The 13,043-nt window shown below is 67.3% G+C and carries 15 protein-coding genes; all 15 read left to right on the top strand.

All coding sequences use genetic code 11. The annotated features are described in order from the left end of the window. Nucleotides 1–154: 154 nt before the first annotated feature. The 15 genes from H5V43_RS11665 to fliR all read left to right on the top strand — a co-directional run bounded on the left by H5V43_RS11665 (nt 155) and on the right by fliR (nt 13,041). Nucleotides 155–1,399: a sigma-54-dependent Fis family transcriptional regulator gene (locus tag H5V43_RS11665; RefSeq protein WP_025548571.1), complete on the top strand. Its 1,245-nt coding sequence runs from the start codon at nt 155–157 to the stop codon at nt 1,397–1,399. Between the two features lie 13 nt (nt 1,400–1,412). After that, nucleotides 1,413–1,772, top strand: coding sequence for a flagellar hook-basal body complex protein FliE (gene fliE, locus H5V43_RS11660; protein WP_025548568.1), 360 nt, complete (start codon nt 1,413–1,415; stop codon nt 1,770–1,772). A gap of 1 nt (nt 1,773) precedes the next feature. Next, the gene (gene fliF / locus H5V43_RS11655; protein ID WP_025548567.1) at nt 1,774–3,525 is read left to right on the top strand and encodes a flagellar basal-body MS-ring/collar protein FliF; all 1,752 of its coding nucleotides are present in this window, start codon (nt 1,774–1,776) and stop codon (nt 3,523–3,525) included. After that, nucleotides 3,518–4,531 carry a flagellar motor switch protein FliG gene (gene fliG / locus H5V43_RS11650; RefSeq protein WP_025548566.1) on the top strand — a complete coding sequence of 338 codons (1,014 nt, stop codon included), beginning with the start codon at nt 3,518–3,520 and terminating at the stop codon, nt 4,529–4,531. Before fliF ends, fliG begins: the two co-directional genes overlap by 8 nt. Beyond that, nucleotides 4,518–5,150, top strand: a complete 633-nt coding sequence (locus tag H5V43_RS11645) for a FliH/SctL family protein (RefSeq protein WP_037482187.1) — start codon at nt 4,518–4,520, stop codon at nt 5,148–5,150. The genes fliG and H5V43_RS11645 overlap by 14 nt, the downstream gene beginning before the upstream one ends. Continuing rightward, nucleotides 5,150–6,478: a FliI/YscN family ATPase gene (locus tag H5V43_RS11640; RefSeq protein ID WP_025548563.1), complete on the top strand. Its 1,329-nt coding sequence runs from the start codon at nt 5,150–5,152 to the stop codon at nt 6,476–6,478. The genes H5V43_RS11645 and H5V43_RS11640 overlap by 1 nt, the downstream gene beginning before the upstream one ends. Next, complete coding sequence (locus H5V43_RS11635) at nt 6,475–6,900, top strand: hypothetical protein (protein WP_025548561.1); 426 nt, start codon at nt 6,475–6,477, stop codon at nt 6,898–6,900. The genes H5V43_RS11640 and H5V43_RS11635 overlap by 4 nt, the downstream gene beginning before the upstream one ends. Further along, nucleotides 6,893–8,743, top strand: a complete 1,851-nt coding sequence (locus tag H5V43_RS11630; RefSeq protein WP_193666667.1) for a flagellar hook-length control protein FliK — start codon at nt 6,893–6,895, stop codon at nt 8,741–8,743. Before H5V43_RS11635 ends, H5V43_RS11630 begins: the two co-directional genes overlap by 8 nt. Before the next feature lie 28 nt (nt 8,744–8,771). Continuing rightward, a complete protein-coding gene (locus H5V43_RS11625; protein ID WP_025548560.1) occupies nt 8,772–9,431 on the top strand; it encodes a flagellar basal body-associated FliL family protein in 660 nt (219 codons plus the stop codon). 50 nt (nt 9,432–9,481) lie between these two features. After that, a complete protein-coding gene (locus H5V43_RS11620) occupies nt 9,482–10,366 on the top strand; it encodes a flagellar motor switch protein FliM (RefSeq protein WP_025548558.1) in 885 nt (294 codons plus the stop codon). Beyond that, nucleotides 10,363–10,701 (top strand): flagellar motor switch protein FliN, encoded by a 339-nt coding sequence (gene fliN / locus H5V43_RS11615; RefSeq protein WP_025548556.1) that lies wholly within the window; start codon nt 10,363–10,365, stop codon nt 10,699–10,701. Before H5V43_RS11620 ends, fliN begins: the two co-directional genes overlap by 4 nt. A gap of 85 nt (nt 10,702–10,786) precedes the next feature. Continuing rightward, nucleotides 10,787–11,053, top strand: coding sequence for a FliO/MopB family protein (locus tag H5V43_RS11610; RefSeq protein ID WP_025548555.1), 267 nt, complete (start codon nt 10,787–10,789; stop codon nt 11,051–11,053). 97 nt (nt 11,054–11,150) lie between these two features. Further along, on the top strand, nt 11,151–11,930 hold the full coding sequence (gene fliP, locus H5V43_RS11605) for a flagellar type III secretion system pore protein FliP (RefSeq protein ID WP_025548553.1): 780 nt from the start codon (nt 11,151–11,153) through the stop codon (nt 11,928–11,930). A 47-nt stretch (nt 11,931–11,977) separates the two neighbouring features. Continuing rightward, nucleotides 11,978–12,250 (top strand): flagellar biosynthesis protein FliQ, encoded by a 273-nt coding sequence (gene fliQ, locus H5V43_RS11600; RefSeq protein WP_025548552.1) that lies wholly within the window; start codon nt 11,978–11,980, stop codon nt 12,248–12,250. Then, on the top strand, nt 12,247–13,041 hold the full coding sequence (gene fliR / locus H5V43_RS11595) for a flagellar biosynthetic protein FliR (RefSeq protein WP_137710252.1): 795 nt from the start codon (nt 12,247–12,249) through the stop codon (nt 13,039–13,041). The genes fliQ and fliR overlap by 4 nt, the downstream gene beginning before the upstream one ends. Nucleotides 13,042–13,043: the final 2 nt, after the last annotated feature.

Genomic DNA, 13,043 nt, shown 5'->3' with positions numbered 1-13,043 from the left:
CGAAAAGTTCCGCGCCGGCGGAAAAAAATTGCCGTTATGCGGCAAGGGGTTTGCCGCATTAACCATATGCTAACCACAGTCGGGCAGTTTCACCCCATCGAAGGGGTCAGGGGCGTGCGGGGGCACAAGCCGGCCAAAACATGGGGACAAGTTCATGTCATCGTTGGACGTGAGCCGAGGAGTCTGCGCGCTCGTTCCGGGCCTGCAGCACTGGCTGGAAAATGCGTTCTTTACCGTCCGGATCGTGGACGCCCAGAGCCCGCGCGAGCGGGAAGACCGGCGCGTGTTGCTGGCCACCGAAATCGGCCATGCGACCCATCGCGACATATTGATCAACCTGATCGACGGCCTGCCCTCGCTGGTGCCTGCCGCCAACGGCCTGCCTGCCCGCGTCGCCTTCGGCCTTGAGGATATGGGTTTCGCCTTCGCGCTGATCGCGGAGCTGGCCCGTCCCGCTGCCGTTCCTGCGGTGGGCGACGCCGGCAGCACGCGGCTGATGACGCTGGCCGGCCGCGTGGCGCGCAGCGACGCCACCGTGCTGATCCAGGGCGATACGGGCACCGGCAAGGAAGGCATGGCGCGCTTCCTTCATGCCCAGTCGGGCCGCGTGACCCGCGACTTCATCGCCGTCAATTGCGCGGCGCTGCCCGAAACCATGATGGAAGCCATGCTCTTCGGCCACAAGAAGGGGAGCTTCACCGGCGCGGCCAATGCGTCCGAGGGCCTGTTCCTGGCGGCGGACGGCGGCACGCTGTTCCTCGACGAAATCGCCGAACTGCCGCTCAGCCTTCAGGCCAAGCTGCTGCGCGCCCTCCAGGAAGGCGAGGTGCTGCCCGTCGGCGCGACTCATCCGGTTCCGGTCAATGTCCGCATCATCGCGGCCTGCAACCGCAACCTTGCCGCCGAAGTCGCTGCCGGCCGCTTCCGCGAGGATCTATACTGGCGCCTCAATGTCATGCCGCTGGAGCTGCGTCCGCTGGCAGAGCGTCCGGGCGACATCGCCGCCATCGCCGCCGCCATGCTGCTGCGCCAGCAGGATGCCTTCGTCTGGCCGACCGCCGCGGCGCTGGAAAAGCTGACCGGCCATGTCTGGCCCGGCAACGCCCGCGAGCTGGGCAATGTCCTTCAGCGCGCCGTGGTCCTTCGCGACGGCGACCGTATCGATGCCGACGACCTGCACATCACCGGCGCGCCGCAACTGCGCATCGTGGAGCAGGTCCTGGCGCCGGCCGATCCGATCCGGCTGCGCGACGTGGCGCATAACAGCAAGCTGGAGGCGGTCCGCGCCGCCCTGCGCGAAACGGATGGCCATCGCGCCGCCGCCGCCCGCAAGCTGGGCATTTCCGAACGTACGCTGCGCTATCGGCTTGCCGAGATGCGCGAGCGGGCGGCGGCCTGAGGAGGAATAGGGCATGTCCGGAATTTCTCCGACCGATAGCGTGATGGCGATCCGCAACGCCATCCTCCAGAAGAACGCGGCGCTGCGCGACGTGGCCCAGACCGGCAATGTCGGCCCTGGCTCCGCGGTCGGCACCAATGGCGCAACCGCGCCGGGCGGCTTTACCGACGCGCTGAAATCGGCGCTGGAGCAGGTGAACGGCCTGCAGAACCAGGCGGGCGAAGCAGCCGCCTCGTTCGAACGGGGGGAAACCACCGATATTGCCGGGGTCATGCTGGCCAAGCAGCAGGCGTCCGTCAGCTTCGAAGCCACCCTTCAGGTCCGCAACAAATTGCTGTCCGCATACAAGGACATCATGAGCATGCCGGTGTAATATGAGCGAGAACGCACTCACCCCCTCCGTCGGCGGCGCCGCCGCTCTCCCGGCCACCAGCCCTGCCTTTCCGGGCGGCGCGAAGGGCGTCGATGCGCTGAAGGCGCGCTTCACCGGCTTCATGAAGCAGCCCGCCGTGGCGAAGAGCCTGCCGCTGCTGGGCCTGCTGGGCGTCGTCGCGACCGCTGGCGCGGCCTGGCTCGCCCTGCGCGAACCGCCGCAGCGCGACCTGTTCCGTGCCCTGCCCGATGCCGACAAATCGGCGGTTGCGAGCGTGCTGGACCAGAACGGCATCCGCTACGACTTCGACAATTCGGGCAGCATGACCGTTGGCGAGGACGATTATTTCAAGGCGAAGATGATGCTCGCCGCCCAGGGCCTGCCCAAGAGCGCGCCCGACGGGAACAGCATGATCGACAGCCTGCCCATGGGCGCATCGCGCGCGGTGGAAGGCGAAAAGCTGCGCTCCGCCCGCGAAATGGACCTGGCCCGCACCATCGAGGCGATCGACAGCGTGGAGAGCGCCAAGGTCCACCTTGCGGTCGAGCCGCCCAGCGTCTTCCTGCGCGAACGGTCCAAGCCCTCCGCATCGGTGATGCTGCGTCTTGCCTCCGGCCGGTCGCTGACCGACCAGCAGGTCAGCGCCATCGTGCATCTGGTGGCTTCGTCGATCCCGGAACTCAATCCGGAGGACATATCGGTCGTCGATCAGAATGGCCGTCTGCTCAGCAATAACGACAGCAACGCCGCCGACGACCGCCAGTTGGCCGTCCAGACCAGGATGGAGGATCGCTATCGCCAGTCGGTGATCGCGCTGCTGACGCCGATTCTGGGCGCGGGCAAATTCTCGACCGAAGTGCATGCCGAACTGAACTTCGCGGAGCGGCAGGCGACCCGCGAAACCTATCCGCAGGATGAAGCGCGTCTTCGCAGCGAACAGGGCACCTGGGCATCCGACCCGCGCGGTCAGGGCGCGGGCGGCGAAGCGAGCGGCATTCCCGGCGCGCTCAGCAATCAGGCGCCGGTCAATCCGACCGTGACGCAGACCAATCCCAATGGCCAGGCCGTCGCGCAGGGCGCCACCAGCGCCCAGACCGCAGCCCAGCCCGGCACGCCGCCCAATCCGCTGATGAAGACCGAGGAAACCTTCAACCGCAGCTTCGAACTGGGCCGCGAGGTTTCCGTGACCAGGGACGCCATCGGCACGGTCAAGCGCCTGTCGGTCGCGGTCGCGCTCGACAACGGGCCCGACGGCAAGCCGCGTTCGGCGCAGGAGATCGCGGCCTTGGAGGCTTTGGTGAAGGGGGCGGTCGGCTTCGACCAGGCGCGGGGCGACGTGGTGGCCCTTTCCGCCCGCAGCTTCGCCAAGGAAGAAGTGGTTCAGGCGCCCTGGTATGAAGCGGGATGGGTGTCGCCGCTGGTGCGCAATGTCTCCGCGCTGCTGGTCGCCCTGCTGGTGATCTTCGGCATCGGCCGGCCGCTGCTGAAGCGCCGCGCCGCCGCTCAGGCCGCCGCCGCCGAACAGGTCGCCGCCGAGGGCCAGAAGATCGGCCGCGAAATCTCGACCGAGATCACCCGTCAGGCGACGGTCAACCCGGATGGGTCGACGCCGGTCACGCTCGATATGATCTCCTCCACTTACGACTATGCCCAGCGCGCCGACCTGATCCGCAATTTCGTGAAGCAGGACCCCGATCGCGCGGCGCTGGTCGTCCGCGACCTTCTGAAGGAAGGGAAGAAGGAAAATGCCTGACGCCGCCACCGCCACGGCGCTGAAGGGCAGCGCCGCCGCCGCCGTCCTGCTGATGCTGTTTGACGAGGATGAGGCCGCGCAGATCCTCTCGCGCCTGGAGCCGGACGAAGTGCGCCAGCTTGGCTATGCGATGTACGATGTGGCCGACGTGCAGGTCGAGGAAGTCAATGAGGCGCTCGATCATTTCGTCACCAAGGCGAAGAAGCGCACCACCATCGGCTATGGCGCGACCCGCCATATTCGCGGCGCGATGACCAAGGCGCTGGGCGAGGAGCGGGCCGAGAACATGCTCGCCCGCATCACCCCGCCGACCCGCTCCACCCAGCTTGAGATGCTGAAATGGATGGACGCCAAGGAGATCGCCGTGCTGATCGAGGCGGAGCATCCGCAGATCATGGCCATCGTCCTCGCCCATCTGGAGGCGCCGATCGCCGCCGACGTGCTGCAATTGCTGCCGACCGAATATCAGGAAGAGGTGGTCTACCGCATCGCCACGCTGGGGCCCGTGTCGAACGAGGCGCTGGACGATCTGGAGCAGCTCCTGCTGCGCGGCAATATGGCCAAGAAGCAGGGCGGCGCCTCGCAGCGTGGCGGCACCATCGAGGCGGCGGCGATCATGAACAATGTCCGCAAGGAGAATGAGCAGCGCATCATCAAGGCGCTGGCCAAGCGGGACAAGATGGTCGCCCAGACGATCGAGGAGGAGATGTTCGTCTTCGACAACCTGATCGACATGGACGACAAGAATATGGGCACGCTGATGCGCACCGTCGACAGTTCGATCCTGGTGGTCGCGCTGAAGGGCGCGAACGACATGCTGAAGGCGAAGATATTCGGTTCCATGTCCGCCCGCGCCGCGCAGGCCATTGCCGACGAGATCGAGGAACGCGGGCCGATCCGCCTGGCCGAGGTCATCGACGCGCAGAAGCTGATCATCGCCACCGCGCGCCGCATGGCCGATGCGGGCACCATCATGCTGGGCGGCAAGGGGAATGATTTTGTCTAAGCTCTGGAGCAATGCGGAGGTCGCCAGCATACCGCTGGGCGGCATGGGACAGGTGACGAGCGGCGGCTTCCGCAGCCTGTTCGCGCCTGCGCATGCCGCGCCCGGCCAGCCGGTGCATGACAGCATTCCGGAAAGCGAAGAGGATGTGCTGGAACAGGCGCGGATCGAAGCCTTCGCCATGGGCTTCGACGAAGGCAGCCGCGTGACGGCGGAAGCCCATGCGGCCGAGACGCAGGCCCGCCAGCAGCTTGCCCAAGCGCTGGAACTGCTGGCGCCGGCGCCCAGCGGCATGCTGTCCACCATGCTTTCCGCGACCGTGGTCCGGCTGGTGGAGCAGATCGTGGGCGAGGTCGAGATCGACATCGAGCGGCTGCTCCAGCGCTGCGACAGCGTGGCCGCCTTCATCGAGGATAATGACGAAAAGGGCGCGCTGCACCTGCATCCCGACGACATCGAACTGTTGGAAGGCGAGAGCATCGGCGTGAAGCTGGTGCCCGACGGCGCGATGCAGCGCGGCTGCGTGCGCCTTGAAACCGCCGACGGCTGGGTCGAGGACGGCCCGGATGTGCGCCTGTCGCGCCTGCGCGCCCTGCTGGACGATATGGAGGGCAAGGCCTGATGATCCGCGCCTCGCTGGCCCAGGCGGAAACGCTGTTCGACCATATGCAGGTGCAGAACCGGCAGCCGCGCCATGTCGGCCGGCTGGTCAGCCATGATGCGGGCATGCTGGAAGTCACCGGCTTTCGCCGTCCCATCGGCGCGGGCGCGCGGGTGATCGCTTCGGACGGGACGGTCTGCCGCGCCGAGGTTGTGGGCTTTCGCGGCGACAGGACGCTGCTGGTGCCGCTCGACAGCGACGCGCCGCTGGAAAATGGGGCGCGGGTCGAACCGGATTCCCAGGCGACCATGGTGCAGGTGGGCGAAGGCCTTATCGGCCGCGTCATCGACGCCATGGGCCAGCCGCTGGACCGCAAGGGGCCGATCATCGCGGGCGGGTCGTGGCCATTGAACGGCGTCAAGGGCAATGTGCTCGACCGGGGCCGCGTCACCGAGCCGTTCGACCTGGGCGTGCGTGCGGTGAATGCGCTGCTGACCGCCGGACGCGGCCAGCGCATCGCGATCATCGCGGGGTCCGGCGTCGGCAAGTCGGTGCTGATGGGCCAGATGATCCAGGGCGCCGAAGCCGACATCGTCGTCGCGGGCCTGATCGGGGAGCGCGGACGCGAGGTCAGCGATTTCCTGGAGACCAAATTGAAGGGCGCGATGCACAAGAGCATCGTCGTCGCCGTCCCCGCAGACCATCCGCCGGTGCTGCGCCTGCGCGCCGCGGCCCGCGCCACCGCCATTGCCGAATATTTCCGGGCGCGGGGCAAGAAGGTGCTGCTGCTGATCGACAGCCTGACCCGCTGCGCCCATGCCCAGCGCGAGATCGGGCTGGCATTGGGCGAACCGCCCGCGATGAAGGGCTATCCGCCCTCCGCGCTGGCGCTGATCCCGCGTCTGGTGGAGCGCGCCGGCGTCGACGCCCGGACTGGCGGGTCGATCACCGCGCTCTACACTGTGCTGGCCGATGGCGACGATACGGACGATCCGATCGTCGATGCCGCCCGCGCCATTGTCGACGGGCATTTCGTGCTGTCGCGCCATCTGTCGGAACAGGCGATCTTCCCGGCGATCGATGTCGGCAAGTCGCTGTCCCGCGTCATGGCGGATGTCGTGCCGGACGAGCATCGCCTTGCCGCCGCCGCCTATCGCCGCCTCTGGGCCGCCTATGAGGAAAATCGCGACCTCATCCTGATGGGCGCCTACCGCCCCGGCAACGATCCGGTGATCGATGAAGCCGTGCAGCGGCGACAGGAAGTCCTCGACTTCATTCGTCAGGATCAGAAGAGCTTCATCGACCTCGACACCAGCGCCCATGCCCTGATCGCCGAGTTCGGCGCGTGAAGGGCGAAGTCGCCCGCCGCCAGCGCGTGCTGCGCGTCCGCCATGTCCAGCATGCCATGGCCGCGGCCGAAACCGCCCGCGCCCGCGACGAGGCGGAGGGCCTTGCCCGCAATGTCGAGCGGCTGCGCAATGTGCGGAACGATCTTTTTACCGGGCAGGGCGTCGCAACTGGCGCGAATTTTGCAGCGATGCAGGAACTGGCGGGCCGTCTGGAACAGGCGGGGCGCCAGTTGGATGGTGCGCTCTACGATGCGCGCCGCAAGGTGGAGGTCAAGGAAGGCCTTTCCCTCGCGGCCAATCGGGATCGCGAAATCGCCGTGAAGCTCAAGGATCGCGCCCGCGCGGACCTGGAGGAATGGCGGGAGAACAAGCTTGCGGCGCTGCCGCGCTATCGCCGGATGCAGAGGACAGGAGATGTCTGACGTGAACATGCTGACCAGCCTCAAGGCGCTGCTCTTTTCCTCGGCGGCGACGTCGATGCCCGCCGATGGCGCGGCTGCGTCGGCCGTGCCTGCGGAGGGGGCGGCGGATTTCGCCAAGCTGCTGAACGGCACGATGGCCGCTTTGCCCGAAGCGCAGGAAAGCGCGGGGATCGCTGGCCCGCCGCAAGGGATCGCCCCGGCGGCCGCGGATGAAGCCGAGGGCATGGAGCCCGCACCGCCCAAGGCGGGCAAAGCCGATGGCGGCGATCCGGAGGTCGAGACGGCTTCCCCCTTGCCCTTCGGTCTGGCCAACGCATTGAGGGCGGTGCAGAGCCACCGCAAGGATTCGCTGCCGCTGCCGCCCGGACTTGCGAGGAAGATCGACGCGCCAGCCGAGGCCGCCGTTCGGGAGACGGCGCCTGCGGTGGATGCTGGCCCTATGGTGGATGCCGGCCCTGCGGTGGATAGCGGTTCCGTTGAGGAGGTCGCGGCGGAAATGCCTGCTGCGGCGCCGGTCGCGATGGAAGAGGGCGAGGTCGGCGGGCCGGAACTGCCGGTCGCGACGCCCGATCCCCAGACCAAGGCCCCGCGCCCCGGCAAGGAGACCAAGCCGGAGAAGGTGGAGGCCTTGCCCGAAGCCGCGGCGGTGGAGCATGCCGACGAGCCGGTGGAAGCGGAGCCGGGCGACAGCGACAGGCCGAAGGAGCAGGCCGAGGCGGCACAGGCTCCGGCAACGGTCGTCGCTGCTGTCCAGATGCCGGCCTCGCCAAGCGTTCCGGCGCAGGCGCTGCCGCCATCGACGGCCCCGGTCGCGCAAACGGCGCCCGCCAAGCCGGATCGCGGCAAGAATCTGCCGGTAGCGGCGCCCTTGCCGCCTCAGTCTGCCGGACAGCCGGTTCCCGCCCAGTCGACGGTTGAACCGACTCCCGTGGCGGACGCCCCTGTGCAGCCAGCCATTGAAGCGCCTGCGGCATCGGCCGACCAGCCGGAAGGCCCGGTTCCCGCTGCGCATCCCGGCAGCGCCCCGGTGAAGTCCGAGGCGCTCGCCCTGCTCCAGCTCGTGCGCGATCAGGTCGCTGCCCGCCAGCCGGGCACGCCGGTCCGCGCCGGGGAACCGCTCGCGGCCCGCGTCGAAACGGGCAGGGCCGCCACGCCGGTCGATGCCGTGCCGGCCCATGCCGTCCAGCATGACCCGGTCGATGCCGTGCCCCCGATGCCGCTCGCCCAGCCCGTTTCCGCGCAGCCGGTGCCGTCGGCCGTCGCGCCGCCGCCGGCCGACCTGTCCGCCAGCCTTGGCGCGCAGATCGTCGACATGGGCGTTTCCGGCCAGTGGATCGACGGCCTCGCCCGCGAGATTGCCGGGCTGTCCGCGAACGGTGCGCAGGGGCGGTTCCAGATCAACGCCGACCAGCTTGGGGCCGTGCAGGTGGACATCCGCCAGGGCAGCGACGGCGCGGCGGTCAGCCTGACCGTCGCCAGCGAAGCCGCCGAAATGGCGCTGCGCCAGGACAGCGACCGTCTGCGCCTTGATGCCGGACTTTCGGCGGTGCGCATTGCCGAGGTGAAGATCGAACGCGCGCCTCCTGTCGCGGAAGCGGCCCGGGCGGACAGCGCCAATCAACAGCAATCCTCCCAGCAGCAGGGCGCGCAGCAACAGGGTTCCCAGGGCGCGAACGCATGGGCGAACAACGGCCAGAACATGGCGCAATCGCAGGGACAGGGTCGTTGGCGTCCCCAGGAAAATAGCGCATTCGCCCCTAAAAATTCCGGCGATCCGGCCGTTCTTAACCATGACGAGCTGCGCCATGCCGGCAATCCCGCCGCGCGCGCGCGCTATGCCTGACGACATGGATTGCGGGGGACTTTGACCGATGAGTGACGACGCCAAGCCGAAGAAGAAAAAGGGCGGTGGGATGAAGATGATCCTGCTCATCGTCATCGCCATGGTCGTTGGCGGGGCGGGCGCGGCCGGCGGTCTTTACGCCGCGGGTTTCTTCAGCCCGAAGGAAGAAGGGCCGAAGGAAGATCCGAACAAGCCCGTGCTCGTGCTGGCGGGGGAAAATGCCGAGGAAGTGGCGAAGGCCCATGGCTATGCCGGCGGCGGCGGCGGCGAAGGCGGCGGGCATGAGGGCGGCGGCGGGGGTCATGCCCCTTCGGGCGTCCATGTCCCGGCCAAGGGCATCGACCTGCCCAGCCCGGCCAATCCTGCGGCCTATCAGGCGACCTATTTCCAGCTTCAGACGCCGTTCACCTCCAACATGTCGGATACGGACGCCTTTGCGCAGATTTCCATCGCCGTTTCGACCTATTACGACATTCGCGTTGTCGAGGCGATCAAGGTCCATGAGATGGCGATTCGCAGCCAGGTCCTGATGATGCTGGCCGAACAACCGGTGGAGGCGCTGTCGACGCCGGAGGGGAAAAGGGCGCTTCAGGGGAAGATCAAGGGCATTATTAACGACATTCTGAAGCAGAAGACGGGCTATGGCGGCGTCGATAACGTTTATTTTACCAATTTCGTTATTCAATAGGGCTGCCTGATCGGCGGGAAGTCCCCCGCCCGGGACGGCTGGGGACTGAAATGACCGACGTTCAAGCCTACGCCTTCGGGCGGGGGGAATCGCAGGCGCCGCTGATGCTGTCGGGGCTGGACCGGCTGGGCGAAAAGCTCGGCCGGCGTTTGCGCGCCCTGATCGAGCCGATCGCCGGGGTTCGCCCGCATGTCGCCGCGCAGGACGCGCGCGCGCTGGAATTCGGCGCCTGGGCGCATGAGGTGCCCGGCTCCTCCAGCATCGGCGTCTATCGCCTGGCGCCGCTCAAGGGGCAGGTGCTGCTGCGGCTCGATGCGGCGATGATCTCGACGCTGGTCGACTGTTTCTATGGCGGCATCGGCAACCGTGCCCTGCCGCCGCGCGGCGAGTTCACGCCGACCGAAGATCGCCTGATCGCGCGGATTTCCGATGCCTTCATGGCCCGGCTGGTGGAATGCTGGAGCGACATGTTGGCCATAGAAGCCGGTCTGATCGTCCGGGAAACCGGCATCGGCTTCGCCGCCGCGGCCCAGCCGGGCGAGCAGATGGTGCTGCAACGCTTCCTGATCAGCATCAGCCGCGATGCCGAATGGCCCGTCGACCTGCTGTTCCCGCTGTCCGCGCTGCGCGCCGTCGAGTCGTTGACGGGCAGCCGCATCCCGATCGACGACGAACGCGCCGACCCGGTGTGGCAGGCGCGTATCGCCCACCGCATGCGCGACATCCGCCTGCCCGCCCGCACGGTGCTGGCGCGCCCCGACCTGTCCCTGGCCGAACTGATGCAGCTCAAGGCCGGCGACATCATTCCCGTCACCATCAACCGCAGCCTGCCGCTGATCGTGGGCGACCGTATCGTCGCGCACGGCTCCATCGGCGAACAGGATGGCCGCGCCGCATTCCAGATCGAAAAGCTTGCACAGGAAACCGGACAATGAGCGACATGAGCGAAGCCCCCCGCCTTGACAGCGTGGGCGAGGACAGCATTTCCCGCATGGTGAACAACCGCCAGTTCCGGTTGCTGGCCGACATTCCCGTCCGCATGTCGGTGGAGGTCGGGTCGACCTCGCTCCGGCTGGCGGAGGTCATGGATCTGAGCGAAGGAAGCGTCGTGGAACTGGACCGCCAGGCCGACGACCTGCTCGACATCATGGTCAACGGCGCGCTGATCGCCAAGGGAGAGGTGGTGACGGTGAACGGCCGCTACGGCATCCGCATCGTCGAAATCGCGGCTGCCGAAAGCCGGCTGGCGGGCGTCGAGCGGCGCGGCTGAAGCGCAGGCGGCAGATTTACCGCTTGCCTTGCGCGCCAATCTTTCGGAACGGATGACGAATTAACCATCTTCGCGGAAAGCCCTCATGATCTGGTATTTCGTCAAGCTGCTGATTTTATTGCCTCTGGTCGGCGGCATGGCCTTCGGCGCGCTATGGCTGTGGCGCAAATATCAGCCGGGGATGATGGCGGGGCAGAACGACCGGTCGCTCAAGGTGCTGGAAGCGCTGCCGATGGGGACGTTCGGCAAGCTCGCCGTCGTGGAGTTCGAGGGGAAGAAGATCCTGCTTTCCGTGACGCGGGGGCGGATCGAGAAGATCGCGGAAGGCGACCCTTATCGTGCCGGGCGCTGACCTGCTTGCCACCGTCATTCCGGCGCAGGCGGGAACCCATCTCCGGACTTCGGGTCCGCAGGCTGCTGCCGGGAGATGGGTCCCCGCCTGCGCGGGGATGATGAAATGGGGCGTGGTGGCGCTGCTGCTGCTGACCCTGGTCCTTGCCATGCCCGCCTTTGCGCAGGCCGCGCCCGCCGCCCCGGCGCCCGTCGACAATGGCGGCGCGCTGAGCCGCGCCATGGGGCAGATCAGCGGCGACGGCCGTTCGCTGTCCCTATCGCTGCAGATCCTGATCCTCATGAGCCTGCTGACGGTGTTGCCGTCGCTGATCCTCATGATGACCAGCTTCACCCGCATCATCATCGTCCTGTCGCTGCTGCGTCAGGCGCTTGGCCTGCAACAGACGCCGCCCAATCAGGTGCTGGTCGGCCTGTCGCTGTTCCTCTCCCTGTTCGTGATGCGGCCGGCCATCGACCAGATCAACGCCCAGGCCTTCGATCCCTATGGCAAGGGGCAGATTTCCATCGAGGAGGCGGTGGGCCGTTCGGGCAAGGTGCTGCACGGCTTCATGACCAAGCAGACCCGCGAGACGGACCTCAAGCTCTTCTCCAATCTGGCGGAGGCGCCGGCCTTCCGCTCGCCCGCCGACATTCCCTTCTCCATCCTGCTGCCGGCCTTTGTGACGTCGGAACTGAAGACCGCTTTCCAGATCGGCTTCATGATCTTCCTGCCGTTCCTGATCATCGACCTTGTGGTGGCATCGACGCTGATGGCGCTCGGCATGATGATGCTGTCGCCCACGATCATCTCCATGCCGTTCAAGCTGCTGCTGTTCGTGCTGGTGGACGGCTGGGCGTTGACCATGGGTTCGCTGGCCGGATCGTTCGCGACATGAAGGGCGGGCGCTTCTCTCCTCCAAACGGCTCCGGGGCGGCCTGATCCATGGAAAACGCCGATTTCTTCATGGGGCTGGCGCAGCAGGCGCTGTGGATCACGGCGCTGGCGGCAGCGCCGATCCTGATTCCCGCGCTGATCGCAGGCGTCGTCATCGGCATGGTGCAGGCCGCGACCTCCATCAATGAACAGACGCTGGCCTTCATCCCCAAGATCATCGTCGTCGGCGCGATGCTGGTGCTGTTCGGCGGTTCCATCATGGTGCTGATCGCCGATTTCACGCGCGAGATTTTCGAGCGCATTCCGGACCTGCTGCAATGATCGCGCCGGGCTTCGCCCCAGGCTTTGTCAATGTGGAAGTCCAGCTCTGGATCTGGCTGATCGCCATGATCCGCCCCGGCGCCGCCTTCATCGCCGCGCCCGTCTTCGGCGCGCCCGCCGTGCCGTTGCAATTGCGGCTGATCCTGTCGCTGGCGCTGGGCATGGCAGCGCTCAACAGCGTGCCTATCCAGCTTCCCGCCGACGGCGTCGCCAGTTTCCAGGGCGTGATGCTGGTCGCGGGTGAGGTGCTTGCCGGCCTCGCCATCGGTTTTGCCGTGCAGATCGGCTATGCCGCCGCGCTGGTGGCCGGGGAGGCTATCGGCAACACCATGGGCCTCAATTTCGCGGCGATGGTCGATCCTTCGTCGGGCCAGGCGACGCAGGCGGTGGGCCAGTTCCTCTCCATCCTGTCGACCTTCCTGCTGCTGGCGATGGACGGGCATCTGATGCTGGTGAGCTTTGTCGTGCAAAGCTATCGGGCGCTGCCGCCGGGTGGCGCGATGCTGAGCAACGATGCGGTCTGGCACCTGATCGAATTCGGCGGCGCGCTGCTCGGCGCGGGCGTCACCATCGCGCTGCCGGTCGGTTTCGCGCTGGTGCTGGTGCAGATCGTCATGGGCATGCTGGCGCGCACAGCGCCCGCGCTCAACCTGTTCGCGGTCGGCATGCCGGTGGCGCTGATGGCGGGGCTCATCCTGCTGGCCGTCACCGCGCCGATCATGGGGGAGGGGATCGCCGCCGCCCTGAAGGCCGGGCTGGACCAGGCCCAGACCATTGCGGAGGGGCACTGACC

Source organism: Sphingobium fuliginis (assembly GCF_015074805.1).
Taxonomy (GTDB): Bacteria; Pseudomonadota; Alphaproteobacteria; order Sphingomonadales; family Sphingomonadaceae; genus Sphingobium; species Sphingobium fuliginis.
This window is presented reverse-complemented; position numbering and strand designations above follow the sequence as displayed.

Excerpts from the sequence above, each read along its gene's own strand:
- H5V43_RS11665 (WP_025548571.1), top strand. The coding sequence starts at position 155 with ATGTCATCGTTGGACGTGAGCCGAGGAGTCTGCGCGCTCGTTCCGGGC.
- fliE (WP_025548568.1), top strand. The coding sequence starts at position 1,413 with ATGTCCGGAATTTCTCCGACCGATAGCGTGATGGCGATCCGCAACGCC.
- fliF (WP_025548567.1), top strand. The coding sequence starts at position 1,774 with ATGAGCGAGAACGCACTCACCCCCTCCGTCGGCGGCGCCGCCGCTCTC.
- fliG (WP_025548566.1), top strand. The coding sequence starts at position 3,518 with ATGCCTGACGCCGCCACCGCCACGGCGCTGAAGGGCAGCGCCGCCGCC.
- H5V43_RS11645 (WP_037482187.1), top strand. The coding sequence starts at position 4,518 with ATGATTTTGTCTAAGCTCTGGAGCAATGCGGAGGTCGCCAGCATACCG.
- H5V43_RS11640 (WP_025548563.1), top strand. The coding sequence starts at position 5,150 with ATGATCCGCGCCTCGCTGGCCCAGGCGGAAACGCTGTTCGACCATATG.
- H5V43_RS11630 (WP_193666667.1), top strand. The coding sequence starts at position 6,893 with ATGTCTGACGTGAACATGCTGACCAGCCTCAAGGCGCTGCTCTTTTCC.
- H5V43_RS11625 (WP_025548560.1), top strand. The coding sequence starts at position 8,772 with ATGAGTGACGACGCCAAGCCGAAGAAGAAAAAGGGCGGTGGGATGAAG.
- H5V43_RS11620 (WP_025548558.1), top strand. The coding sequence starts at position 9,482 with ATGACCGACGTTCAAGCCTACGCCTTCGGGCGGGGGGAATCGCAGGCG.
- fliN (WP_025548556.1), top strand. The coding sequence starts at position 10,363 with ATGAGCGACATGAGCGAAGCCCCCCGCCTTGACAGCGTGGGCGAGGAC.
- H5V43_RS11610 (WP_025548555.1), top strand. The coding sequence starts at position 10,787 with ATGATCTGGTATTTCGTCAAGCTGCTGATTTTATTGCCTCTGGTCGGC.
- fliP (WP_025548553.1), top strand. The coding sequence starts at position 11,151 with ATGATGAAATGGGGCGTGGTGGCGCTGCTGCTGCTGACCCTGGTCCTT.
- fliQ (WP_025548552.1), top strand. The coding sequence starts at position 11,978 with ATGGAAAACGCCGATTTCTTCATGGGGCTGGCGCAGCAGGCGCTGTGG.
- fliR (WP_137710252.1), top strand. The coding sequence starts at position 12,247 with ATGATCGCGCCGGGCTTCGCCCCAGGCTTTGTCAATGTGGAAGTCCAG.